Origin of the sequence: Photobacterium sp. DA100, from assembly GCF_029223585.1 — a bacterium.
Lineage (GTDB): Bacteria > Pseudomonadota > Gammaproteobacteria > Enterobacterales > Vibrionaceae > Photobacterium.
Window position 1 is genome coordinate 1108667 of the sequence record NZ_CP119424.1, and the last position, 23515, is coordinate 1132181.

Annotated in this window: 21 protein-coding genes and 1 riboswitch; of the genes, 9 read left to right on the plus strand and 12 right to left on the minus strand. The window is 46.5% G+C overall.

Annotated features, from left to right (window positions below; all coding sequences use genetic code 11):
- Window positions 1–95 precede the first annotated feature (95 nt).
- From PTW35_RS22780 to PTW35_RS22790, 3 genes are all read right to left on the minus strand, one after another.
- Entirely contained in the window at window positions 96–1655 is a 1560-nt protein-coding gene (locus tag PTW35_RS22780; RefSeq protein ID WP_281027584.1) for a methyl-accepting chemotaxis protein, read from the minus strand.
- A 239-nt stretch (window positions 1656–1894) separates the two neighbouring features.
- Window positions 1895–2653 (minus strand): metal-dependent hydrolase, encoded by a 759-nt coding sequence (locus PTW35_RS22785; protein ID WP_281027585.1) that lies wholly within the window; start codon window positions 2651–2653, stop codon window positions 1895–1897.
- Window positions 2654–2874: 221 nt separating this feature from the next.
- On the minus strand, window positions 2875–3375 hold the full coding sequence (locus tag PTW35_RS22790; RefSeq protein ID WP_281027586.1) for a GNAT family N-acetyltransferase: 501 nt from the start codon (window positions 3373–3375) through the stop codon (window positions 2875–2877).
- Between the two features lie 130 nt (window positions 3376–3505).
- Here PTW35_RS22790 and PTW35_RS22795 point away from each other — a divergent pair, with 130 nt between their 5' ends.
- The 3 genes from PTW35_RS22795 (at window position 3506) to PTW35_RS22805 (ending at window position 6996) form a co-directional block, all read left to right on the plus strand.
- Window positions 3506–4255 carry a helix-turn-helix transcriptional regulator gene (locus PTW35_RS22795; protein ID WP_281027587.1) on the plus strand — a complete coding sequence of 250 codons (750 nt, stop codon included), beginning with the start codon at window positions 3506–3508 and terminating at the stop codon, window positions 4253–4255.
- Between the two features lie 108 nt (window positions 4256–4363).
- On the plus strand, window positions 4364–6244 hold the full coding sequence (locus tag PTW35_RS22800) for a DUF294 nucleotidyltransferase-like domain-containing protein (RefSeq protein WP_281027588.1): 1881 nt from the start codon (window positions 4364–4366) through the stop codon (window positions 6242–6244).
- 8 nt (window positions 6245–6252) lie between these two features.
- Window positions 6253–6996 carry a 3'-5' exonuclease gene (locus tag PTW35_RS22805; protein ID WP_281027589.1) on the plus strand — a complete coding sequence of 248 codons (744 nt, stop codon included), beginning with the start codon at window positions 6253–6255 and terminating at the stop codon, window positions 6994–6996.
- 69 nt (window positions 6997–7065) lie between these two features.
- On the opposite strand, the gene PTW35_RS22810 is transcribed toward PTW35_RS22805, so the two are convergent.
- Both PTW35_RS22810 and PTW35_RS22815 read right to left on the minus strand, forming a co-directional pair.
- Window positions 7066–8640, minus strand: coding sequence for a BCCT family transporter (locus tag PTW35_RS22810; protein WP_281027590.1), 1575 nt, complete (start codon window positions 8638–8640; stop codon window positions 7066–7068).
- A gap of 492 nt (window positions 8641–9132) precedes the next feature.
- On the minus strand, window positions 9133–10464 hold the full coding sequence (locus tag PTW35_RS22815) for an NCS2 family permease (RefSeq protein WP_281027591.1): 1332 nt from the start codon (window positions 10462–10464) through the stop codon (window positions 9133–9135).
- Between the two features lie 85 nt (window positions 10465–10549).
- Window positions 10550–10649, minus strand: a riboswitch (purine riboswitch).
- Between the two features lie 229 nt (window positions 10650–10878).
- Here PTW35_RS22815 and PTW35_RS22820 point away from each other — a divergent pair.
- The gene (locus tag PTW35_RS22820) at window positions 10879–12765 is read left to right on the plus strand and encodes a PhoX family phosphatase (RefSeq protein ID WP_281027592.1); all 1887 of its coding nucleotides are present in this window, start codon (window positions 10879–10881) and stop codon (window positions 12763–12765) included.
- A gap of 24 nt (window positions 12766–12789) precedes the next feature.
- Here PTW35_RS22820 and PTW35_RS22825 read toward each other — a convergent pair whose 3' ends face one another.
- The 3 genes from PTW35_RS22825 to PTW35_RS22835 all read right to left on the minus strand — a co-directional run bounded on the left by PTW35_RS22825 (window position 12790) and on the right by PTW35_RS22835 (window position 14797).
- Window positions 12790–13356, minus strand: a complete 567-nt coding sequence (locus PTW35_RS22825) for a peptide-methionine (S)-S-oxide reductase (RefSeq protein ID WP_281027593.1) — start codon at window positions 13354–13356, stop codon at window positions 12790–12792.
- A 37-nt stretch (window positions 13357–13393) separates the two neighbouring features.
- Entirely contained in the window at window positions 13394–14242 is an 849-nt protein-coding gene (locus PTW35_RS22830) for a patatin family protein (protein ID WP_281027594.1), read from the minus strand.
- Window positions 14243–14320: 78 nt separating this feature from the next.
- Window positions 14321–14797 (minus strand): hypothetical protein, encoded by a 477-nt coding sequence (locus PTW35_RS22835; RefSeq protein WP_281027595.1) that lies wholly within the window; start codon window positions 14795–14797, stop codon window positions 14321–14323.
- A 182-nt stretch (window positions 14798–14979) separates the two neighbouring features.
- Here PTW35_RS22835 and msrP point away from each other — a divergent pair, with 182 nt between their 5' ends.
- The 5 genes from msrP (at window position 14980) to PTW35_RS22860 (ending at window position 20427) form a co-directional block, all read left to right on the plus strand.
- Window positions 14980–15990: a protein-methionine-sulfoxide reductase catalytic subunit MsrP gene (gene msrP / locus PTW35_RS22840; protein ID WP_281027596.1), complete on the plus strand. Its 1011-nt coding sequence runs from the start codon at window positions 14980–14982 to the stop codon at window positions 15988–15990.
- A 49-nt stretch (window positions 15991–16039) separates the two neighbouring features.
- Entirely contained in the window at window positions 16040–16693 is a 654-nt protein-coding gene (gene msrQ / locus PTW35_RS22845; RefSeq protein ID WP_281027597.1) for a protein-methionine-sulfoxide reductase heme-binding subunit MsrQ, read from the plus strand.
- A gap of 149 nt (window positions 16694–16842) precedes the next feature.
- Window positions 16843–17487: a hypothetical protein gene (locus PTW35_RS22850; RefSeq protein WP_281027598.1), complete on the plus strand. Its 645-nt coding sequence runs from the start codon at window positions 16843–16845 to the stop codon at window positions 17485–17487.
- Between the two features lie 6 nt (window positions 17488–17493).
- Window positions 17494–18828, plus strand: a complete 1335-nt coding sequence (locus PTW35_RS22855) for an MATE family efflux transporter (protein ID WP_281027599.1) — start codon at window positions 17494–17496, stop codon at window positions 18826–18828.
- 192 nt (window positions 18829–19020) lie between these two features.
- Window positions 19021–20427: an amidohydrolase gene (locus PTW35_RS22860; RefSeq protein WP_281027600.1), complete on the plus strand. Its 1407-nt coding sequence runs from the start codon at window positions 19021–19023 to the stop codon at window positions 20425–20427.
- A 55-nt stretch (window positions 20428–20482) separates the two neighbouring features.
- Here PTW35_RS22860 and PTW35_RS22865 read toward each other — a convergent pair whose 3' ends face one another.
- The 4 genes from PTW35_RS22865 to PTW35_RS22880 form a co-directional block, all read right to left on the minus strand.
- Window positions 20483–21814, minus strand: coding sequence for an IS4 family transposase (locus tag PTW35_RS22865; RefSeq protein WP_281025016.1), 1332 nt, complete (start codon window positions 21812–21814; stop codon window positions 20483–20485).
- A gap of 256 nt (window positions 21815–22070) precedes the next feature.
- Entirely contained in the window at window positions 22071–22313 is a 243-nt protein-coding gene (locus tag PTW35_RS22870) for a DUF3297 family protein (RefSeq protein WP_039469403.1), read from the minus strand.
- 102 nt (window positions 22314–22415) lie between these two features.
- Complete coding sequence (locus PTW35_RS22875) at window positions 22416–23027, minus strand: class I SAM-dependent methyltransferase (protein ID WP_281027601.1); 612 nt, start codon at window positions 23025–23027, stop codon at window positions 22416–22418.
- A 56-nt stretch (window positions 23028–23083) separates the two neighbouring features.
- Window positions 23084–23488 (minus strand): hypothetical protein, encoded by a 405-nt coding sequence (locus tag PTW35_RS22880; protein ID WP_281027602.1) that lies wholly within the window; start codon window positions 23486–23488, stop codon window positions 23084–23086.
- Window positions 23489–23515 lie beyond the last annotated feature (27 nt).

Sequence of the window (23515 nt, forward strand, 5' to 3'; positions counted from 1 at the left end):
AAACAGCTAGAAAGGTTGATACAGCTCAACAATTCATGGGCCAAAAAAAAGGAAGCCGATGCTTCCTTTTTAACTTCATAAAGTTTACTGCGCCCCTAGTAGCGGAAAAACGCCAGCTGTTTGCGTTGCTGCTCTGCCAGCTGTGACAACTCTTCGCTGGCACTGGCACTCTGGCTGATCCCCACCACATTTTGGTTGACCAGCTCAGACATATTCACCACATTCTTATTGATATCTTGGGTTACCATCGATTGCTGCTCAGCTGCTGTTGCCACTTCGGTGTTCATGTCACCAATAGAGGTAATCGCATCGGTAATACCTTCGAAGACTTCGTTTGCCAAGCTCGTCAGTTCCTCGGATTCTTTTAGCATCTGCAACGATTGCTGCATCCCATCATTGGCATTGGCCGACTGACGCTGAAGATCTTCGATAATCGCCTGGATTTCTTGGGTTGATTCTTGAGTGCGTGCAGCCAGCATGCGAACTTCGTCGGCCACCACGGCAAAGCCTCGACCTGATTCACCGGCACGGGCCGCTTCAATGGCGGCATTCAATGCCAGCAAGTTAGTCTGCTCAGAAATCGCCTGAATAACCTCAATAACCTTGCTGACTTGATCAGACTGCTCACGCAAATGCATCACAACATCAGCAGCTTCAGACATTTTTTCTGACGTTACCTTGTTTGATTGCTCGCTCTGACTAAATACATTCCGGCCTTCGTCTACCATTTTCTGGCTCTGTTTAGCACACGAATCCGCATCTTGCGCATTGCTGCTAACATTATCCGCCGTACTAGAAAGCTCATTAACCGCTGATGCAACCTGCTCGATTTCAGCCATCTCCTGCTGGGCATTGGCTTGAGAACTGCTCATAACCTCCGCCAGCTCTGTCGATGCTGCAGCCACTTCTTCGCTGATGCGGTTCAACTGAGAAATCGTTTCTTGCATCTGCCCTAACGTGTTATTCAGATCGCGACTTAATTCCGCTATTTCATTAGACCCTGATACGTGTACCCGTCCGGTCAAGTTCCCCAAGGATAACTGCTTTAACACCTCACGAACATCAAGGATAGGTTTAACCATCCGTCCTGACAATACCCAGGCAATGGCTAGGCCAGAGACAACCATAACGGCCATAATCAACATAACGCTTTGCATCATTTGACGATACTCAGCTTCCACTAAAATGATTTCTTGCTCAACGTATCGATCAATGGCAGTTGTCAACTCATCGATAGACAGGATCAGTTCACTGCCTACAGCCCTGAAGTTAGCAGAAAGCATCTCGGTCTCTTGATAAGTCACACCGATGCTATTTTTGCGGGCGACAAATGGCTTTAAGTCATTACTAATAAAACGCTCATAATTGGCCATTTTGTCTTTTACTGTATTTACATTATTAACCAATGCGCCGGTTCGAGATAACTGCTCTAACAGAACCTTATTCGCATCAAAGCCTTTCTTTATCTCTGAATCCAATTTTTGGAATGCAGATTGGTCATATAGAGCATAAATCGCACTAACACGTGCGGCAAAACTATGCTCAAGTATCTGCTGGGAAATTGTTTTTTGCTCAAGTGCCGATACCGTAGTTTTACTGCTATTTTCACGTTGCGAGCGAGACTCTTTAGTTACTACCGCAAAAGCCAGCGCCATAATGACACATATAAGTATAACTGGGAGAAGAACCTGTTTCCGTACAGATATATTATTGATATTTAAATGCATGAGTATTGATAAAAATAATAATGTAATAAGAGTTTAACTTTACCATGAATCAGTTCGTTGCAGTTGATTTTTATCAATACGCTTACACCGTAATTATTTTGTCGCTCGCGTCAAAATATCATCACACACATAAATAAAAAGCGATGTATATACATCGCTTCTTGTTCTTAGCCCTGACTTTGGCTCATCGCCTTTCGAGTCGAGCTCACGACTTCATCAAAAAAATGCATGACCTCGTCACGATTTAGCCATTCCGGCTTGAAACGAAACTCGCTCCAATTACTGACCTGATGCCAGGTATTATCAAAAGAAGGGCCATGCAAATACAGTACTGCAATCAATAAGCATTGAAACGCACTGATAAAAGGGTTTTTCGGAGAAAAAACCTTTAACGCGGAGCCGAATGATAACTTCAATCGTCGGTTGGCTAAATCTACGCTATACAGCTCATCGAGCAATAAATGAACAACGCCGCCAAAGCAGATAAAACAGCCCGAAAGCCAGGCCGTAATATCACTATAACCCAACAAGAAAACTAACCAGACGGTGAACAAACCAGCCACTGCGATGAATGCCAGTGAATGGCAACAACCACGATGAACCGTAATTTTTTCTAACGACGATTTGAAGTTGTACCGGATAGTCAAATAGCAAAATGCGCTGTACACAATGAGTTCAAGCATCGACACCATTTGATAAATGTGGCCGACGAAACTGAAAGTAATCAACCCTCCGAATAAACGGAAAAGTGTACTCATTGACGTTGAATTATCGGAGTCAATATCCGGCAACAAACCGCCGATCGTGCCCAATAGCATCAACCACAATGCGGTGATCGGCACAACATGCCCTGCCGAAAGCAAAGCCGTAGCCGCCAAACTACTCGTAAGTGCGGCTGTTCCAAGATGTGTGTTGAAATTAGCCACTGTAATCACATATACAAGACAGTTCCACCACCAAAATAATGGGCACTACCGCCCTTATGATCATTCTAACCTTAGTGTGTAACTGTCGCTGTCTCATTAACTGGATAAATAACCAGTATACTGTATTACATCGTGATAACTGTACTAAAATACACCATTTAATTGCTGCAGGATGATTACCTGATCGTTTTTTGGCCGCTTTTGACATTGGCCTGACGTACTTATGTGTCGAGTACTAACTGATAAAATGCAAGATCTAACCAACGTTCAAATTTATAGCCTGCATGTTTAATAATTCCGACTTCTTCAAAACCGAATTTTTGGTGTAACCGCAAACTCGCGATATTTTCCAAATCTATTGCACCAATCAAAGAGCGGTAGCCCTGACGGGAAGCCAGCACGATTAATGTCTTCATCAACTCAATGGCTACCCCTTTTCCACGATGCTCTCTAGAAACGTAAATACTGTGCTCTACGGTAAATTGAAACGCAGGTTGTTCTCGAAATTTGCCAAACGATGCAAAACCCATTAATCGACCAGCCTGATCGAATGCCCCAATAACCGGGTAATCACCTTGTTCTTTTGACTCAAACCACAGTGCCATAACATCCATCGTGCGCGGTTCATATTCATAGAGTGCCGTGGTATTCAAAATAGCATCATTAAAAATATCAAGCATTTCATCGGCGTGTTGGTCAAAAGCGCAGTATCTAATGTGCATTTCACTTCCTATCAATATTTCTCTCTTCCCTATACATTTACCTATCAAGATCACAAGATGCTAGTTTTTTTTTGTAATCGTTAAGGGGGTCATTAATGTTTATATTAAAGACTACTAACAAAATTACGCTATGAGCAGAGTCGATTACTGGATACGGAACCTTATCGAAGCGGGCCAATCTCACTCGGATATTAACCACGTTGTGGCTGATATCGGGCGATCAGTCGGCGCCGATGTCGGTATTCTCTTTCTCGGCTCTTCACCAAAACTCTCGTTGGGTAATGTATTTCATTCCGGTATTGAGCAACCGCTGCTCGAATATTATGAACGTCACTCACAAAACGATGTATACCTCCGGCATTACTCACACCAAAACCTGCAGGGTACAATCGTTCCGCTGCAGACCATGCTGCCGCTAAATAAAATTACGGATGAATGGTTCAGGGATGAGATGCTTCGCACTATTGCCGTTAAATATTCGCTTAGCGGTTATTGCCGCTTGAATCAGTCAGAGGTTCAGGTACTGACCTTCCACCGCTATTCCTCGCCTTTCAAGCCGGAATCCCAACTACAGTTGCAGTTGCTAATGGATGCCTTGGTACCATGGTCACAGTTTTTTCTATCTAAGCAGAAACTCATTGATCAATTTGGCCATTCCCCCTTACAGCACGGCAGCCTGCAATTACCCGATGACCTCACCCCTGCAGAAAGGCAAGTTATCCAATTATTATCTAAAGGTTACGACGGCAGTGAGATCACCCAACTTAGGGGAGTCTCAAAAGAAACCACAAAATCACAGATTAAAAGCATCTTGCATAAACTCGAGTGCAAGCACCAAAATCAACTACTGCATAAGGTTTATACTGAACTGGTTACCTAGTCCTTATTTTTCAACTATATAGTGTAGTACGACTCCCCATTGCTCAAGCATTCTTTGTCGAATTGGGTATACTAGTAGCCATTCACCATAAGCAATACGGATCAAACAATGGAAGCCGAACAGCTGGAAATACTCAATTTTATCAGCCAATACCCCCCTTTCAAGGCACTCCCGGAAGAGTCATTAAAAGAAATCGCTCTCAATATAGAAGTCGCCTATTATCGGTCTGACTCAATGATCCTGAACTTTGGTGATGAAATTCATGATCTTTACCTTATACGAAGTGGTGCGGTGGAAATTTACCGACGAAAAGGTGAACTTTACAACCGGATTGATGAAGGTGACCTGTTTGGCCAAATGGGCCTGCTGATGAACAACAAAGTCCGGATGCCGGCCCGCGCCATCGAAGATACGCTGGTTTACTGTATTCCAGAAGAGATCTTTAACCAGCTTTGCGATGAGTTTGATACCTTTGCCGACTTCGTTGAACTTGAAGACAGCGCCCGATTACGAAATGTCGTCTCAACTCATGCAGAAGAAAATGATCTCACAACCTCGAAGGTCCGCACCCTGCTGTCTCGTGACCCTGTCACGATTAGTCGTGATGAAAGCATTCAGACTGCCGCCATGACCATGGCCGAAGAAAATGTTTCGGCAATGCTAATTGTTGAGCCCAGCGAAGAAGGCGACGATGATGATTACGACCCTCTAGTAGGTATTATTACCGATCGCGATCTCTGCTCTCGAGTCATTGCCAAGGGGCTAGATACTTCAACACCGGTGTCAGAAGTGATGAGTACCGAGCTTATCTCTTTGGATCATAACGCTTATGTATTTGAAGCTATGCTCACCATGCTTCGCTACAATGTGCACCACCTCCCGGTACTCAGGAACAAGCACCCTATTGGTGTCATTGGTTTAACCGACATCGTGCGCTATGAATCGCAAAACAGCCTGTTACTCGTCAGTACTATCTTCCAACAGCAAACCGTCGAAGAGCTAAAAGTCGTCTCCGAAGAAGTGAAGCATTGTTTTGTCCGTATGGTAAATGAAGATGCCAATGCCCATATGATCGGCAGCGCAATGTCGGTGATTGGCCGAAGCTTCAAGCAGAGGCTAGCCGAACTGGCCCAGGAAAAGCTTGGGCCCGCCCCTATTCCATTCTGCCTGATGGCTATGGGTTCAATGGCACGTGATGAGCAACTTATCGTGACAGACCAAGATAACGCTTTGATCTTGGATGATAGTTACGATGAGGCCATTCACGGCGAGTACTTCGAAAAATTTGCCAAGTTTGTCTGTGATGGCCTGGCAGCCTGCGGTTATTCGTACTGTACCGGCGATATCATGGCTACCAACCCGGAATGGCGCAAAACCCGTACGCAATGGGAAGAATGTTTCGCCGAGTGGATTGATAATCCAAAACCCCAGGCACTCCTAAACAGTTCGATATTTTTCGACCTGTCTGGCGTTTGTGGCCGTGAAAAATGGGCCGAGCAGCTCAACAGCTTCGTCGTCCGCCGCGCCAGGAAAAATAACCGCTTCCTAGCTTGCTTGGCCCGAAATGCCATTAGCCGCACTCCTCCGCTGGGTTTTTTCAAAGACTTTGTCATGGAAAAAGATGGCAGACATAACAACTCCATCAACCTAAAGCGGCGTGGTACCGCGCCATTGGCAGATTTGATCCGAGTCCATGCCCTCGCGGTCGGCTCGCGCTCACAGAACTCTTTTGAACGACTGGATGACGTGATTGAAGCTGGCATCTTGCCAAAAGGACGGGGACAGGATTTACGGGACGCAATGGAGTTGATCTATATGGTACGTATTCGCCACCAAGCGTTGGATATTGAAGCAGGCATTGAAGCCGATAACAGTATCGAGCCGGAAAACATGTCTGACTTCGAGCGCAGGAACCTCAAAGCGGCATTCCAGATCCTCAGCAATGCCCAGAACTTTATCAAATTCCGCTACCAGGGTAACCGCCGGTGAAAAGCAGTATGACCGTAAAAAAACCAAAGCATCAGCGACAACTGCTAAACACCCGCAGTACACCAGATTGGCCAACATTCTTTCAGACACTGTATGACAAAGCCAAGGACAACAGGCTGAAGAATTTCTATTCTACTCCGATAATCAATGGCGATACGCCGCTGAGTGAAGTGCCGTTTGTCGCCCTTGATTTCGAAACCACAGGTTTGGATCCCAAGAAAGATGAAATCATCAGTATTGGGCTAGTACCGTTTACCATGGAGCGCATTCGATGCCGGGAATCAGCCCAATGGACAGTTAACCCTCACCGCCCTCTCAATGAGGAATCGGTGATCATCCACGGTATTACCGATTCCGAAGTCGAAAACGCCCCTGATCTGCTAAAAATTCTTGAGCAGGTATTGAGATCTCTGGCAGGCAAAGTCGTAGTGGTCCACTACCAGAGGATTGAGCGTGAATTCATGAACCAGGCGCTGCTAAGCCGTCTGGAAGAAGGCATACACTTCCCTGTCGTCGACACCATGGCTATCGAGATGGCGATACAGCAACGAGACTTCGGTGGGTTCATCAACCGCCTCAAGGGTAGACGGCCAGGCTCGGTACGCCTAGCCCGAGCTCGCCAACGCTATGGCCTGCCGCTTTATCCACCGCATCATGCCGCAACTGATGCACTGGCAACCGCAGAATTGCTGCAAGCACAAATTGCCTATCACTTCTCTCCAGATACACCAATATCGGATATCTGGTTATAGAAAATACGCCCCTTAGAATAAAAAAACGCCGTCATTGTGACGGCGTCTTCATTATCGATTCACGTGTCTTTACTTACTGTACTTTTCGGTACTGAAGCCCATCAGCAAGCTGACACACATCAGAAGCAGAATAAATACGAACGGCAATGCGGTTGAAATCGCCCCCGCCTGCAGCGCTTCGATGGCTTCTGTACCACCAACATAAAGCAGTACAGCAGCAACAGCACCTTCAATAAATGCCCAGAAAATACGCTGCGGCATTGGCGAGTCAATTTTGCCACCCGCAGTAATATTATCGATAACCAAAGATCCTGAATCTGATGAAGTGATGAAGAACACCATTACCAGGATAATCGCTATTACTGATAGCAGTGAACTCAACGGTAGCGACTCAAACATCTCAAACATCGCAAGCGGCACCGAAGTAAGCCCATTCTCGCCAAGGACACCGATACCATTGATGACTTGGTCAATCGCCTGGCCACCGAATACAGACATCCAAAGGGTTGTAATCAGCGTTGGAACAATCAGCACTGCAATCATGAACTCACGAATAGTACGGCCCTTAGAAACACGTGCGATGAACATACCAACAAAAGGCGACCAAGATACCCACCAAGCCCAGTAGAAAACAGTCCAGCCGTGCAGCCAGGTTTGGTCTTCACGACCATGCGGGTTACTCAAGGCAAAGAAATTTTTGGCATAACCTGTAACTGTTGTTGGGACGGTCCCCATCGAGATAGCAAACCCTGCCAGCGCGACAAATACCAACAGCGCCAGAGCCACCAGCATATTGATGTTACTCAGCAGCTTTACACCACCATCGATACCACGGGCGACAGAGATCACCGCCAGCAAGGTAACCAAGGTGATAACCGCAATCTGCAGGCCAATACCCCCAGAGATGCCAAATACATGTTCGATACCACTTGCAGCCTGTTGTGCACCGAGGCCTAGTGATGTTGCAAGGCCGAATAATGTTGCAAGAACGGCAAAGATATCAATGATGTGGCCCGGCCAACCCCAGACGCGGTCGCCAAGAATCGGATAGAAAATAGAACGAATTGAAAGCGGTAGGCCCTTGTTGTACGCGAAGAAAGCAAGCGAAAGCGCTACCACACCATAAATCGCCCAAGGGTGTAGGCCCCAGTGGTACATGGTCGCCCCCAGGGCAAGCTCTACTGCCGCAGGGGTGTTAGGGTCAACATTGAGAGGAGTACCATACCAACCTGTGTAATACGCGACAGGTTCAGCTACACTCCAGAACATCAAGCCGATACCCATACCAGCAGCAAATAGCATCGCCAACCATGACATACGAGAATAGTCTGCCTCTGCATCCTGGCCGCCGATTCGGATTTTCCCAAATGGCGAAAAGATCAGACCCAAACAGAAGATCACGAAAATATTACCAGACCAAAGAAATAGAGCGTCAAAGTTGTTAATGATGCTGTTCTTAACACCATTTAACGCGGTTTTAGCAGTCGCTGGATCGCTGACCAAAGAAGCAATCAAAAAGAGAACAATCAAGCCAGCACTGGTACCGAATACTGGGTTGTGAACATCAAACCCCCATTTTTGGATGTTGTCCTGCCCTACCGTGTAATCCGTATTGTCTATGCTGTATCTATCAACTTTTTTCATTGTATTTTCCTACAACTATGCCAGTCCCTTCGGAAGCATTATCTGACCTATCAGTAAACCTAGCCGGATGGGCCAGGTAATGCCTCAGTAAAGCTTTGGCACGAAATAGTTAGCCCTGTAAATAATGAAACAATACATAGATCAAACCATTTCCTCCCCCACAGTGTCAAGTTTTGCTATAAAACAACAAATAAAGAACAATAGTTGACCAAAAATTGTTAGTTTTATGCGCATCAGAAGCATATCCCAACAGGCAATTTGCTTTGTGAACTAACCATTACCAAATCATTCACGATGAATTTAGTTAGACCTGTAGCTATCAGCGATGAACTCAATTTTCCGCTGGACTTACATTCATTAAAGTTAAACTCTCCATATCTGCAATGTCTCTTTGGTTCGTGATGCCGCGATAAAAATTAGCTCACCGCATAAACACAAAAAGCGGCCAGAGGCCGCTTTTATATGTGTATACACAGATTGTCGTTGCTGATTTTAGATAAATAGCAGGTAACCGAGGAAAATTACTGCCAAGGTATAAATCACAGGGTGCACTTCCTTTGCCTTACCTGCAACGACCATCGAGAACGCGTAGCTGACAAAGCCCATTGCCATACCGTTGGCCGGAGAAAAGGACAGAACGGTAAACATGATAGTGAAGAAAGAGGCAATTCTAACCTCCACGACTTCCCAACGGATCTTGGCAATACGGCCAATCATGTAGATGCCAACAACAACCATGGCTGGAGCTACCATCGCCGCAGAGAAGATAGAGAAAATGGGATAGAAAAATAGCGAAGCAAAGAACAGGCCTGCAGCAACAACCGCACTCAACCCGGTTTTTGCCCCTTGTGATGATGCAATACCAGATTCAGAGAAAGCCGTTACCGATGTCGTACCCAATACCGCACCAACCACTGTACCACCGGCATCGGCAACCAAGGCGGATTTGGCATTTGGCACCTTACCGTCTTTATCAATGATACCGGCATCACGCCCTACACCAACGATGGTACTTAGGCCATCAAAGAAGTCGACAATCAGGAAAATCAAAACAACAAACAGCAAGTCGAACATTTTTTCCGGAGTAAAGCCGGAGAAATCAAAAATCTGCCCGAATGTCGGCGCGATGCTCGGTGGCAAAGATACGATTGAGTCTGGAATCGGGGCATTGCTAGTCCCCATAACAACATCGGCAGCGACAGTCAGCGCAATCGCAGAGATAAATGCAAAGAATGTGGCCAGTTTGATGTTGCGGATCATGCAAGCCAAAGCGATGAAGATAGAGATATATGCAATCGCCACCTGAGGGTCGCGGATATCGCCAAGGCTAACAAGAATAATAGGGTTAGAGACAATAATACCGGCATTTTTCAGGCCCAGGAAAGCAATAAACAGGCCCAGAGATACCGAAATAGCCAGCTTTAGATCTTCAGGAATCGATTCAATCAAGCTTTTTCGGATTGAAGTCATACTCAACAGAAGGTAAATGATACCTGAAAGGAAGATACCCAATAGCGCTTCATGCCATACAAGAGCAATTGAGCCGCTTAGTAGAACGCCCTTGAAAAAGCCGTTCATACTCATACCCGGAGCGAGCATGACTGGATAGTTACCCCAGATCCCCATCACCAATGTTGCCAAGCCAGAGGCAATCGCAGTTGCTGTGAATAGCGCCCCTCTGTCCATTCCAGGGATATCCCCTAAAATAGCAGGGTTAACGGCAAGGATGTAGCTCATCGCCAAAAAGGTAATAAAACCTGCATACATTTCTGTCGAAACAGTTGTCTTTCGCTCAGAAAGCTTAAATATCTTTTCCAAATTCACAACAAGTCCCTAAGGGTAAAAATCATAGGAAAGATATTATTAAATAGATACTTAGTTTGAGCGCTGTGAACCAAGGCGGGTAACTACCTTGCTACAGTTAAATTGTAGTTTCAAGAATAGGTCCTGAAGTAGAAACTTTTGGTCCGTCTCACCAAAAATATACAATTTAATAATTCTTGGGCGCGGATTTTAATGGTCTGAGATTTGAATTCAACGTTGCAATTTGAAAAAAACGCCCTCTGAAACATTTTGAAACAATATAAAGCAAACGTTTGCGTCGCTGTCGCATTAATGCTTCTGCTCTGCAAAGTGACGTTCACCAAATCGATACATTTATGTCACAAACACCCTATAGGATACTGACAACAAAATGCATAACAGCCTAATAATGCGATAACAAAAAGGAAGCCAACAATGAGCGCCAAAACTGATTTCTCTCTCCGTGCAGAACCAGAGTTTAATCAAATCATCGATAAAGGACTTAACCGTCGTCAGTTCCTCAAAGCCTCATCAGCCGCTGGGACGGTGGCGTTTTTCGGCTCTTCAACGCTATCTAGTGCAATTGCTGGATCAAATGACAACAAAGACCTGATTGGCTTTGAAGCTATCCCGGCTTCCACCGAAGATAAAATCACGGTGCCAAAAGGCTACCAAGCCGATGTTCTTATCTCTTGGGGCGATCCGCTTTTCAAAGATGCCCCGGCGTTTAGTCAAAGTGCAGGCAGCAAGGCACAAGCCCGCCAGTTTGGCGATAACAATGACGGCATGACATTCTTCCTGATAAACGATGAGCGGGCAGTCCTTTGTGTCAACAATGAATATACCAATCACGAGTACTTGTTTGCCCATCAGGGAAAAGAGATGTCAGCAGATGATGTCATCAAGTCGCAAAACGCGCACGGCATCTCTGTTGTTGAACTGAAAAAGATAAATGACCACTGGATCGTCAACCTAGAGGGCCGCCTTAACCGCCGCATTACAGCGAATACCGAGATGGAATTGACCGGTCCTGCTGCTGGTGACACCCTACTCAAGACTGCTGCCGATCCAAACGGCACCAAGGTATTAGGAACGTTCAACAACTGCGCGAATGGTGAAACGCCCTGGGGCACTTACCTCACCTGCGAGGAAAACTTCAATGGCCTGTTTGGCTCAACAGAAACCCCTGCCCTTGACAGTAACTATGCGCGTTACGGCCTGAATACCAAAGGGGCCGGTTACGATTGGTTCAAGCATGATGAGCGCTTTGATCTTGCCAAGACCCCCAATGAACCGCACCGCCACGGCTGGGTCGTTGAAATCGATCCGATGAACCCAAATTCGACGCCGAAAAAACGGACCGCGCTTGGCCGCTTTAAACACGAAAATGCGGCGTTGACCATTAACAATGATGGCCGTGTTGTGGTTTACCTGGGCGATGACGAGCGTGGCGAGCACCTTTACCGCTTTGTCTCCAAAAACAAATACAACCCGAGCAATCCAACGGCAAACCTCAACTTGTTGGATGAGGGTACTCTCTATGTGGCCAAGTTTCATGCCAACGACGGTGAGCTTGAAGGTAAAGGCGAATGGATTGAACTGACCTTCGGCAAAAACGGCTTAACCAAGGAAAATGGCTTCAACAGCCAGGCTGAAGTGCTTATCTTTGCGCGTAAAGCTGCAACTCAAGTTGGCGCAACCACCATGGACCGCCCTGAGTGGGTCGCAGTAAACCCGAAGAACCAAAGTGTCTTCTGCACGCTGACCAACAACAAATACCGTGGTGTTAAGGCCAATCAACCTGTTGATGCGGTCAACCCACGCGAGAATAATCCGTACGGCCACATTGTTCGCTGGATGCCATCGGGCCAAGATCATACGTCAAACAACTTCGATTGGGATCTTTATCTGATCGCCGGTAACCCGACGGTACACAAGGGCTTAATGGCAGGCAGCGACAACATCAACGCCGACAACATGTTCAACAGCCCTGACGGTATCGGTTTTGATAACGCTGGACGCCTATGGATCCAAACAGACGGCAAGTATTCAAACCAGGGAGACTTCGCCGGTATGGGCAACAACCAAATGCTGTGTGGTGACCCTGACAGCGGTGAAGTCCGTCGTTTCTTGACTGGCCCTATCGCCTGTGAAATTACCGGCCTGACATTCAGCCCAGATCAGAAAACCATGTTCGTCGGTGTCCAACACCCGGGTGAAGATTTGGCACCTTCCCACTTCCCAGATGGCGGCGACGCTATCCCACGTTCGTCGGTGATCCGCATCACTCGCACCGACGGCGGTGTCATCGGCGCAGCCTGAATAAAACAACCATAACTCACTAGCTCATTTTGGCGGATCATCAGATCCGCCTTTTTTCATCGTAGTGCTCTGCTCCTGGAACTGTTCAATCAAACGCCTTTTTCCTGCACTGACATGAGTACTATAACGGGCCAGCAGAATTTGTAGCTTAGGCATGATCTGCCCTTCACAGAAAGGACGACTTGGGTGGGAAAAAAAGTAGTTCTGCTTTTCATCCTCACAGGAAATAAAGGTACCTGCTCCTTGTACCCGTGTTAGCAACGGGTCGCCAAAGTCAGCTTGATGCAGATTTAACGCCTCCATTGCCCTCACTCTTTGAGGCTCTGTGAAAGCATAAACAACAGAAGGGTATCGGCTACGAAGCGCATGTTCGGAAGTGCAATGGTGAGTATAGAGATGAACGCCCACTAATGTATCTACTGTTATTTTGAGTGGGTCATATTCCACCAGCACGGCTTCGAAACGCTCTGTATCATCAAGCGCATTCATCCACCCCTGCTCTGCCGATATAACCCCTACAAGCGATTGAAACACAGCTTCCATGCACCAATAACAGCTGCCCGAAAAACCCAGTTGCTGTGTTTTCATCATGCTTGCTACACCCTAACGTGATCATTACTATTGGAGTTTAGCTTGGTGTCATTACTTTAGCTGCCGCAATACCCTGCTCATAACCCCGCTGCAATTTACGACTGTCGGTGGTTACCCGCCCCACTTCAAAGTTATCTGGTGGATTAATGACCTTGATGTTGCAGTCGTCTGGCGGATTAGAGATAAAATCGATCGCACGATTATAGCGTTCTGCACGCTCCAGCATCGCCTGCACTAAGTGTTTTTTTTCACCTAGCAATTTTCGCACTAACCAAGCGCTGCTCGGAGATTTTTTCCGATAGCCCTGCGGACGTGAAAGCACAACCGTAATATCGCGCGCACCCATTTCATAGGCTTTAATAACCGGGATGGAATCTGCCACCCCCCCATCAGTCATCTCGTAGCCATCCATTTGCGGAAAGTCCCTGTATGCTAACGGTACGGCACAAGAAGCCTTTAACAGCTGATTCAAGTTTTGCTCAGTGGCCTGGATATAATGAGGCTCACCGTTTTCAACATTGGTTGTTACGACAAACAGCGGTATCGACTGCTGCTCTAGCTCCCAGCCATCAATCGGGATTTCATCGATCGTCACCTCCCATAGCCAATCAAGATCAAGCCAGTGTCCACCACGAATAAAGCGGGTAAAGTCGATAAATTGCTTACGACAAGAGTAGTCAGTAATAACCCGGTGCGAGCGTCCCGGTTGATTGGCCAGCCAAGCAGCCAAATTTGTCGAACCAGCTGAAACACCAATACAAAAATCAAATGGTCGATGGCCAATGTCGAGGAAGTGGTCCAGCACACCCGCAGCAAAAATCCCTCGCATTGCCCCGCCTTCAACAACTAACGCTGATTTAGTTCCAATAGTACCTTCAATGATCATACTGTCTAAAACTCCTTTTGATTCAGACAGTTTAGAATAAGAACTCTAAATGAGAACTGAAGTTAAGAAATTATTTGCTTAAAATTCGATCCCGGCCAAACTAAATCGGATCATGACGTCTTGGTATCCAGGATCACTAGGCTGGAAAAACGATGGAGGCATCCTGTCTTCGAACCCTAACTGACAGAGTTTCTGCCATTCGAAACGTGACAGGATCACATATTCAAGATGTTCATCCAATATTTCAGCTATCGCCTCTACCGTTAGTTCTTCATCTCTTACCAAAGCCTTTAACTTACCTGTAATCACCGATAGCGGCAGTGCCAACTCGCGTACTGTCTCTTTACGCGTTTTGCAGGCACTCGCTTTCATTGACGGTCTGGCAAAATGAAAGATTTGCAGCCAGTCTGGCTTGCCTTGGCGTGTCACCAAGTTATGGCGATAGCAATAATAGGCTTCGAAATACTGCCGAAGAGAGTGATAGCGCTCGCTGTAGGCTTCTAGGTAGATATGCTGCAATTCAATATTGGCACTAAACTCATTGGTCGCCACCATAACGGCTCCATTTTTCCTATTCTTCACTTAAGTCACGTACTGAGTTGCTTACTCCTGCACTTTGGGCGCTGACCTTACCTGCTTTGATATGAATTTCCAACGAAATCCGACCTTAGTGTGAAATTAATTAACTGATAGCTAGGTCTATTTGTTTACCACCATCTTTGATAAAGGATTATTCAATGCTAATCAAAAAGCCATCTCAGCTATCACTGAGTGGGAATGAAGCTACACCTGAAACTATCTACAAGCAAAGACGTACCATTTTAAAAGCATTGGGTATTACGGTTGCGAGCTTCCCGCTCGCCAATACCGCTCAAGCAGGCCTTTTTGATGGCTTTGGCAAAAAAGATGAGGTTGTCGATAGGAGGCGCGTTATAGCTTCTAAGGCATCGGCTTATTCGAACCAAGCCTTGTCTCTGACTCCCGAAGACAAAGTACTGCAATACAACAACTTCTATGAATTTGGCACCGATAAATCGGATCCTGCAGCAAGGGCCCAGAACTTCAAAACCAACCCTTGGAATATAGAAATTGGCGGCCTTGTCAGCAATCCGATCACGCTAGGCTATGAAGATATCTTCAAATCATTCCCCATTGAGGAGCGTATCTACCGTCTTCGATGTGTGGAGGCCTGGTCGATGAACATTCCGTGGCTAGGTTTTCCACTCGCTTCACTACTCAGGAAAGCAGAGCCGCTCAGTAACGCTAAATATGTTGCCTTCGAAACCCTTTATGATCCCAAGCAAATGCCTGGACAAGCTTCAAGACGCTTAGGAGGCGGTATTGATTATCCCTATGTAGAAGGGCTAAGGTTGGATGAAGCCATGCACCCACTCACTCTCATGTCTGTCGGCCTATACGGCAAAACACTGGCGCCACAAAACGGAGCCCCAATAAGGCTCGTCGTACCGTGGAAGTACGGGTTCAAGAGCATCAAATCCGTCGTTCGGATAACTCTGACTGACAAGCAGCCACCAACAACTTGGAATATTCTCGCACCCAATGAGTACGGCTTCTATGCCAATGTGAACCCACGAGTCGACCATCCTCGTTGGAGTCAGGCCAGTGAACGTTTCATCGGCGAAGGCAGTATCTTCAGTAGCCGCAGGCAACCAACCAAGATGTTCAATGGCTATGAAGCACAGGTTGCCTCGCTATACCAGGGCTTAGATCTAAAACGTAATTACTGAGTACTATTGAGTTTAATTCAACTCATTGATATTTGTTCAGGAGAGCAAAATGCCATTGCAAATAACAACGAATTGGCGCTGGAAGATGTCGCCGCGCCACGTTTTTTGGCTAAAGGTGTTCATCCATAGTGTTTCGCTGTTCTTCATAGGCCAATTAGTGTACCTGACACTAAGTGGTGGGTTGGGCGCAGATCCTGTTCAGGGGATCAGCCATTTTACCGGTAAGGCTGCGCTAAATACCCTACTGCTCACCCTGGCTATATCACCCGTCGCCAAGCTATTGAAAGCCGGTATGCTGGTGCGTGTACGCCGCCCGTTGGGACTTTATTGCTTTTTCTGGGCCGCACTTCACCTCGGCGGATATGTGGCACTTGATTTGAATTTCAATTGGTCCCTTGTCGTCAACGAGATTGTTAGCAGGCCCTATCTCACTCTGGGGGCGGTAAGCTGGGCGATTCTCTTTGCATTGGCCGTGACCTCACCTCAGGGCATTCAGCGACGTATGGGCAAGCGCTGGCAAAAACTGCATAACTGGGTGTACGTTGCCGCAATACTCATACCGATACATTATATCTGGTCGGTAAAGTCAGGCTTATTCGAGCCAATAATGTACATTTTCGTGACGCTGGGTTTACTGGCCCTTCGCTATAACAGGTTTGCAAAAGGGTTTGCTGCGCGATTTACACCAATCCGTGTTAAATAAGTCACTGTTTTATCCTAAGTAAATTGCTGTTACTAGGTGCTGTCCGCCCATTTTCTGATACGATATAGTAATCTACGTCCGTACCGGACCTTAAGACTGGAGAAAAAGGTATCCCACTCCAGTCTTCGCAGTGAGCTAGTGGGGCATCCTTGTTTTCTGAGCAACTAATATCTGACTATCTTTCAACCAGTATCGAGCAGTTCCAGCAAGACTGCTCAAAACTGTGTGCGCAGCATTACCCTACCGTGCACAACCGCGGCATGCGTGAAAACCATCTCGGCAAAGCGCTGTGCCGACGGATCATGGCAACTCTCGAACAGGCAGAGATCGATGCTCACTTTTCACAGCACAAAAACGACGAACAAATCTCTCAGCCTGTTTTTGTTATTGACACAACCGATTTCATTATCGTTGTTGTCGCTCACCGGTTACTCAGCGCCAACAAAGCATGCCGCCAGGGATTGATGAATACCATTGCGAGCGTGAAATCGACCTTGGTACAGGGAAAGCCAACCTATATTGTAGTAGTTGCAGATCATTGGTTTGATCGCAGTAAGGCTAGTAAGGAAATACCAGCCTGGTGGCTAGGGCGGCTTCCGGATAACACCGATGAATACGCGAGTGAGGGGGTAAAACTGTTGGGCTGCACTGACAATGTGGCAGAACAATTACGCAATGAATATCAGATCTCCCATGGCGAGTACCATATTCATCACCCACTAAAACGCGAAACCAACAATAAGATAGTGCATAAATACCTCTTATTGAGTGCCTTCATTCCTTTGCATAAGTAATTGATTATGTCTGCAGCCTCACACCTCTCACTCAAAGAAGACTCACTTGGGCGTCTTTTTTTGCGTTATACCATACCAACTATTGCCGCCATGCTGGTGACGGGGATCTATGTCGCCATTGACGGTATGTTTGTCGGTCATTTCATTGGCGAGAATGGCCTCGCCGGTATTATGCTCGGATACCCAATCGGTTCGGTCCTCTACGCACTCGGGGCCATGGTCGGCATGGGGGCGTCTGCTCTGGTATCAATAAAGTTGGGTGAAGGTAACGAACAGCAAGCAAGGAACATCGTCGGCAATGCCCTCTCATTATGTATTGTGATATCACTGCTCACCTGTACCCTAGGTGTTTTATATGGCGAGTCGATGCTGCGTTGGCTTGGTGCAGAAGGCGAAATCTTACAGATGGCCTCGGACTACCTGTTCTGGTATTTCAGCCTTGGTGCCTTTCCTATCATTTCGATGGCTTTATCTGCCCTGCTGCGCAATGACGGGCAACCGAACCGTGTCACCTTGATCATGATCCTCGGCGGAGTGCTGAATGTTGTGCTGGACTGGTTATTCATTGTTGTGATCCCATGGGAGCTAACTGGTGCAGCGATTGCCACGATGCTTTCCCAGCTGGCAACCGCCCTGCTTTGCCTGCAGCATTTTTTCTCAGACAAAAGCCAGCTCCGGATCTCCTGGCAAACCCTCCGGTTGCGGTGGCACGACATCGGCCAGATTTGCCAGCTGGGATTTTCCAGCTTGCTGATGTACCTCTATTTATCTGTCGTGTTGACCCTGCACAACAAAGCCTTCCTTTGGGTCGGCAAACCGATCCACGTTGCCGCATACGGCATTATTAGTTATACCGAAGCTTTCTTTTACCTTATTTTTGAGGGAATTGCGTTGGGGATCCAACCAATCACCAGCTACAACACAGGAGCTGGTAGGCATGACCGCGTTATTGCGGTGAGAAATCTTGCCTTCGCCACAACGCTTGGGTTTGCACTCGTGGGGGTAGTCTTCATCTATAGCCAACCAGATTTACTGGTATATCTCTTTGCCGGTGACAACCCTGCCCTTCACCCTGTTGCAATCAATGGTATCCAGCACTATTTCTGGGGCTTACCTATGGAAGGAATGCTGCTGGTCGGTGCAACCTATTTCCAGTCGATTAACCGGGCTCGCGAAGCTTCTATGCTGTCTGGGGGTAAGCTGATCCTAATCAGCCTCTTCATATTTGGCTTAGCCAAGCTATTGGGGGTTAACGGTGTTTGGATTGCCCTACCGATGTGTAGCAGTATGCTGACCATATGGATGCTGTACGCACTCCGAAAGCAAAGCCTGAAGCCGTAGTAACCAACCCCAATCGGGGCGACGCAATCGTTTCGCCCTGCCATTTCGCTGCTTTATTGTTCGTTTTGTAGCTAACCGCTATGCCGTATAGTGACCATGCTCACAGATTGTAAGCAGAGTCTGTATTACTGATTTTCAATAGTTTGCTATTAGGTATTATCAGCGCAATTTCATTGCTGTCTGGTGATAATCATGTTCAAAAAAACTCTTGTAGCGGTTTCTCTTGCTGCAGCTTCTCTTGCTAGTGCAACCGGTGTGGCCGCTGAAAATGTCGACCTGCTGATCAAAAACGCCACCGTCCTTACAATGGACAATGACAAGAACGTTTATGAAAATGGTCTTGTGGCGGTAAAAGAAAACAAAATTGTCGCAGTCACTGACGGCAGTGACATTGAAGAGTTTGAGGCGAAGAAAGTGATCGACGCCGACGGTGATATCGTGATGCCGGGCCTTATCAACACCCACACTCACGTTTCCATGACGGTATTCCGCTCGCTAGCCGATGATGTGCCAGATCGCCTCCACCGCTATATCTTCCCGTTGGAAAATAAACTTGTAACACGTGATATGGTACGCATCGGCGCCCAGTTAGGTAACGTTGAGATGCTAAAAGGTGGTGTCACGACCTATGCGGACATGTATTACTTCGAAGATGAAGTCGCTAAAACTGTCGATGAAATCGGTATGCGCGCTATCTTGGGTGAAACGGTGATTAAATTCCCAGTAGCCGATGCGGCAAACGCAGAAGAGGGCATCAAGTACGCGGTTAACTTCATCGAAGAATATAAAGATCACCCTCGTATCACACCGGCATTTGCCCCACACGCACCATATACCAACACCACAGAAACGCTACAAAAGATCACCGAGCTGTCGAAGAAATATGATGTCCCAGTGTTAATCCACCTTGCGGAATCTGATCGCGAAGATCAGGTCATTGCTGAGCGCAGCGGCGGTATGTCACCGGTTGAATACATGGCCGATATCGGTGCACTTACCCCGAACCTTGTTGGTGCCCATGTTATCAACGTAAGCGATAGCGATATTGAACTCCTGAAAAAGCATGATGTGGGGATCGCCCACAACATGAGTGCAAACATCAAGTCAGCAAAAGGCGTCTCCCCGGCCCTTAAGATGTTTGACGACGGTTTACGCATCGGTCTGGGTACCGATGGTCCGATGTCCGGTAACACTATTTCTACCCTTGACGAATTCAACCAGGTTGCCAAAGTCCACAAACTCGTCAACAAAGATCGTGCTGCGATGCCTCCAATGAAAGTCGTTGAGATGGCGACTATCGGTGCCGCCCGTGCCCTTCACATGGAAGACACTATCGGTTCACTGGAAGTCGGCAAACTAGCCGATATCATCGTAATTGATACCAAGGCTCCTAATATGGTGCCTGTCTACAACCCATACTCTGCGCTGGTTTACTCTGCTTATGCAGCAAATGTGAAACACACCATCGTTGACGGTCAGATTTTGATGAAAGACCGCACCATGACGACCGTTGACGAAGACAAGATTCGTAACGAAGCCCTGGCGTTTGCAGATAAAGTGCGTAAAACCGTTATCGAAAGCGGCGAAGTTGTTCAGTAAACCATATACCGAGCGTTGACTTAAACCCAAAACACCGCCTCATGGCTAACTCCTATCAATTAAGATGCTTGGAGCGAACCACATAGCGAGTTTTACTGATACGAACGGTCCTTGATTTGGGCCGTTTTTTTCGCTCAGGCAAAATATAACGTTTTACTCGCTCTCGCATTGCCCTTAACTTCTTGGGTATTGAGCCGGGCGATGCGATTGCACACCACATTAATTCATCCTGGATATCCCTCAAAGCCATCATAAAACTGATCCGTAAAGGCGACACTTTAGCTTCTTTCGCTATTCGGCTTATTTCCAACCGGACTAGATTATAGGCAATTAAGGTGCCCCAGATCTCCTGCTCAACACCTTCGATTGATTGACTGCGAAGTAGGATCTCATCCTCAAGCATGTCGTGTTTTATCTCCCCGTAACTGTTTTCGATTTCCCATCGTTCGAAGTAAACATTAAGCAAGGATTGCAGGTCATATTTTTTGTCTGTTAGGGACGTCAAAACCCCTTTGATATGATTGGGTTGATCTTTTTCTGGATAAAGCGCAAGTCTAGCCTGCCACTTTTCAGGCAGATGAGGATCTTTTTTGCGAGCTTGTTGAGAAACATTCATTTCTACTATCAAGTCACGCCCGTCTTCATCTAACTGCTCTATGATTGTGTACTTTGTATTGGATTTAATGGGAGTCATCCAGTGGCTAGAACCATGTTGGTTTTGCCAGTTAATCATCAACTCTGCACCTAAATAGCATCGGTCGAAAATAGTAAGGGAGTTGGCTGTTGCAGAGGAAATGAGTTGCTTGGCGTAGCTTTCTTCACCCTTGTAGCTAGGACCAAAAGCGACATTATGGATTAGCCGACTTCGGAGGGAGCAGAGTGCACATAGCCTTACAACTGGGTATTCAGTATGGCGAGTTTTACTGTGCTTAACGTATTGAAAATGCTCTGCAAGGGCTGGGGTATCGTGGGTCCTAAATTGCGTGCCATCTACAGAGAAAAGCTTTAACCCGAACCATGTATCTTCACTATCCTCTGTTTGTACCCAATGCTGTGAAGTTAATGTAAATAGGGCTTCGAGAGGCTTAGCTGTTAACCGTTTTCTTGCTTGGGGGATCGCACTCGGAGCAATGGACTCACCTAGAGAACTGGAAAGCTTAAGGTCTAGCTTATCAAGTACATCGGTAATCGGTCTATCACGGTATAAACCAATCCCAACAACAAGCCAGACCACAAGCTCAGCAGGTAGCTTCCGTCGCCTTAAACTTGCCTTGTTGGTGTCATCGAGTGCTTGTTGAATCCACTCAAGAGGCAACTCTTTTTGAAACAAAGAGAGTGAGTCAGGTGAAGCAAAATCATCAACATCGATCAGCCAATGTGCCAACATAAAAAATACCCTCATACTTAATGTCTGAGGGTATTTTCACTCAACCGTAGGATCATTCAACTGATCAATGGCTTAACTGATCGGTGTTAGCCTCATGGCGGTGTTTTTATTGGCCAATGACGTAGTTTCAAAATGCAATGATGCGATAATGCGAGAGTGTGCAGGGGGAGTTTACAGGAAAACACATAGAGCCCATCGAGCTACCGCTCTGGAGTTAGGCTCTATGTGAAGATTATGTGTAAGTAACAGCTGCTACTTACACATAATACGCTTCAACCGTACCTTTGAGGGTAATCAGAATTGGCTGGCCGCGACGATCCAAGGCTTTAGGCGAAGGGATTTTAACCCAGCCTTCACTGATGCAGTACTCTTCAACATCTGTACGCTCTTTGCCGTTTAGACGAATACCGATCTGATGTTCAAAACATTCCGCCACGTGAAATGGGCTACGTGGATTACATGCAAGATGATCTGGCAATGCTGGTTTAGAGTCGCTCATGTTTTTGACCTGATAATAGTAAAAAGTGCGTCATTGTAGACAATGCGTGGTTGGCACTCAAGCGCTGGATGCATTGGTGATGTAACTATTTAACTCAAAGCCCTAATTAGTTTTTTCAACAATAAGGTAAGTATGCAACTCGGGATATTGATCAATCTCCAGGTGCCTTACCATGCAGCCAAGCTCAATAAACAAATGCAGAAAACCATTGGTCCCCAGTGATGAGTAATAGACTTCCGGCCCCATAAAATCATCGGTATGGTATCCCTCATCCGCGGTTCCGCCAAACGAGAAGACAAACACCCCTCCATGCCTGAGGCTTGCGACTATCTTTGTAAGAACACAACGCTGCTGTTCCAGCGGTATATGCCAGATGCTGTCCCAGGCAGAGATAAAATCATACTGCTCGGTGAATTGATGTTTGCAAATATCAGCCTGAATGAAGTCTATCTCGGGATGGCGTTGCTTCGCGATGGCCAACATCTTCTCTGATACATCAATGCCCGAAATGCTGCTAGCCCCAAAACCCTCATTCAACAGCAATTCAATAAACCGCCCTGTACAGCCGCACCCGATATCCAGTGCTTTCCCTTTGTTCTTAACAAAAGTCAATGCTCGCTTGTGGGCTTCAACCCCATTGTTTCGGTCGAAATCATTGCTTTCCCATAGATGGGTGATCTGATCGTAAGCTTTGCCAATTTGCTCTGGATTCATTCGTGCTATACCCAAAAGGTTAAGGTTATCAATCGATAAAGTCATATACCGTTAAATTATTCAATATCTCCCTTACTCTGTAACTTAAAAACCCAGATAAAGAACAGCATAAATATCAAATCATTCAGGCCGTAGATGCTAAAGAACACCCCAGCAAACATATCGACGTTATAAACATCTGATAGACTATTTTGAAAAAACCATGCTAACCAAGCCACCACGTAAACCAGCTTTTCTACAGCAAAGGCAGCAGCTAGCCATCTGATATTGGACTTGATAAATGCAGCACCGAGATAAGCCAGTCCCCATACAACAATCATCAGCAGACCAAAGTTCGACATAACAACAGGGTCTGCGTCGTTTATTGCTGTATTGGTAAAAACGCGGGAAAAAAATAAAACGCCGCCAATATTCATTGCGGCGGCTGCGATAAATCCGAGTTTAACTATTTTGTTTTTCATTTTTATCTACTTCTCAAGATTAAGCCT

Excerpts from the sequence above, each read along its gene's own strand:
- PTW35_RS22780 (WP_281027584.1), bottom strand. The coding sequence starts at position 1,655 with ATGGCGCTGGCTTTTGCGGTAGTAACTAAAGAGTCTCGCTCGCAACGT.
- PTW35_RS22790 (WP_281027586.1), bottom strand. The coding sequence starts at position 3,375 with ATGCACATTAGATACTGCGCTTTTGACCAACACGCCGATGAAATGCTT.
- PTW35_RS22795 (WP_281027587.1), top strand. The coding sequence starts at position 3,506 with ATGAGCAGAGTCGATTACTGGATACGGAACCTTATCGAAGCGGGCCAA.
- PTW35_RS22800 (WP_281027588.1), top strand. The coding sequence starts at position 4,364 with ATGGAAGCCGAACAGCTGGAAATACTCAATTTTATCAGCCAATACCCC.
- PTW35_RS22805 (WP_281027589.1), top strand. The coding sequence starts at position 6,253 with ATGACCGTAAAAAAACCAAAGCATCAGCGACAACTGCTAAACACCCGC.
- PTW35_RS22810 (WP_281027590.1), bottom strand. The coding sequence starts at position 8,640 with ATGAAAAAAGTTGATAGATACAGCATAGACAATACGGATTACACGGTA.
- PTW35_RS22820 (WP_281027592.1), top strand. The coding sequence starts at position 10,879 with ATGAGCGCCAAAACTGATTTCTCTCTCCGTGCAGAACCAGAGTTTAAT.
- PTW35_RS22825 (WP_281027593.1), bottom strand. The coding sequence starts at position 13,356 with ATGATGAAAACACAGCAACTGGGTTTTTCGGGCAGCTGTTATTGGTGC.
- PTW35_RS22830 (WP_281027594.1), bottom strand. The coding sequence starts at position 14,242 with ATGATCATTGAAGGTACTATTGGAACTAAATCAGCGTTAGTTGTTGAA.
- PTW35_RS22835 (WP_281027595.1), bottom strand. The coding sequence starts at position 14,797 with ATGGTGGCGACCAATGAGTTTAGTGCCAATATTGAATTGCAGCATATC.
- msrP (WP_281027596.1), top strand. The coding sequence starts at position 14,980 with ATGCTAATCAAAAAGCCATCTCAGCTATCACTGAGTGGGAATGAAGCT.
- msrQ (WP_281027597.1), top strand. The coding sequence starts at position 16,040 with ATGCCATTGCAAATAACAACGAATTGGCGCTGGAAGATGTCGCCGCGC.
- PTW35_RS22855 (WP_281027599.1), top strand. The coding sequence starts at position 17,494 with ATGTCTGCAGCCTCACACCTCTCACTCAAAGAAGACTCACTTGGGCGT.
- PTW35_RS22860 (WP_281027600.1), top strand. The coding sequence starts at position 19,021 with ATGTTCAAAAAAACTCTTGTAGCGGTTTCTCTTGCTGCAGCTTCTCTT.
- PTW35_RS22865 (WP_281025016.1), bottom strand. The coding sequence starts at position 21,814 with ATGTTGGCACATTGGCTGATCGATGTTGATGATTTTGCTTCACCTGAC.
- PTW35_RS22870 (WP_039469403.1), bottom strand. The coding sequence starts at position 22,313 with ATGAGCGACTCTAAACCAGCATTGCCAGATCATCTTGCATGTAATCCA.
- PTW35_RS22875 (WP_281027601.1), bottom strand. The coding sequence starts at position 23,027 with ATGAATCCAGAGCAAATTGGCAAAGCTTACGATCAGATCACCCATCTA.
- PTW35_RS22880 (WP_281027602.1), bottom strand. The coding sequence starts at position 23,488 with ATGAAAAACAAAATAGTTAAACTCGGATTTATCGCAGCCGCCGCAATG.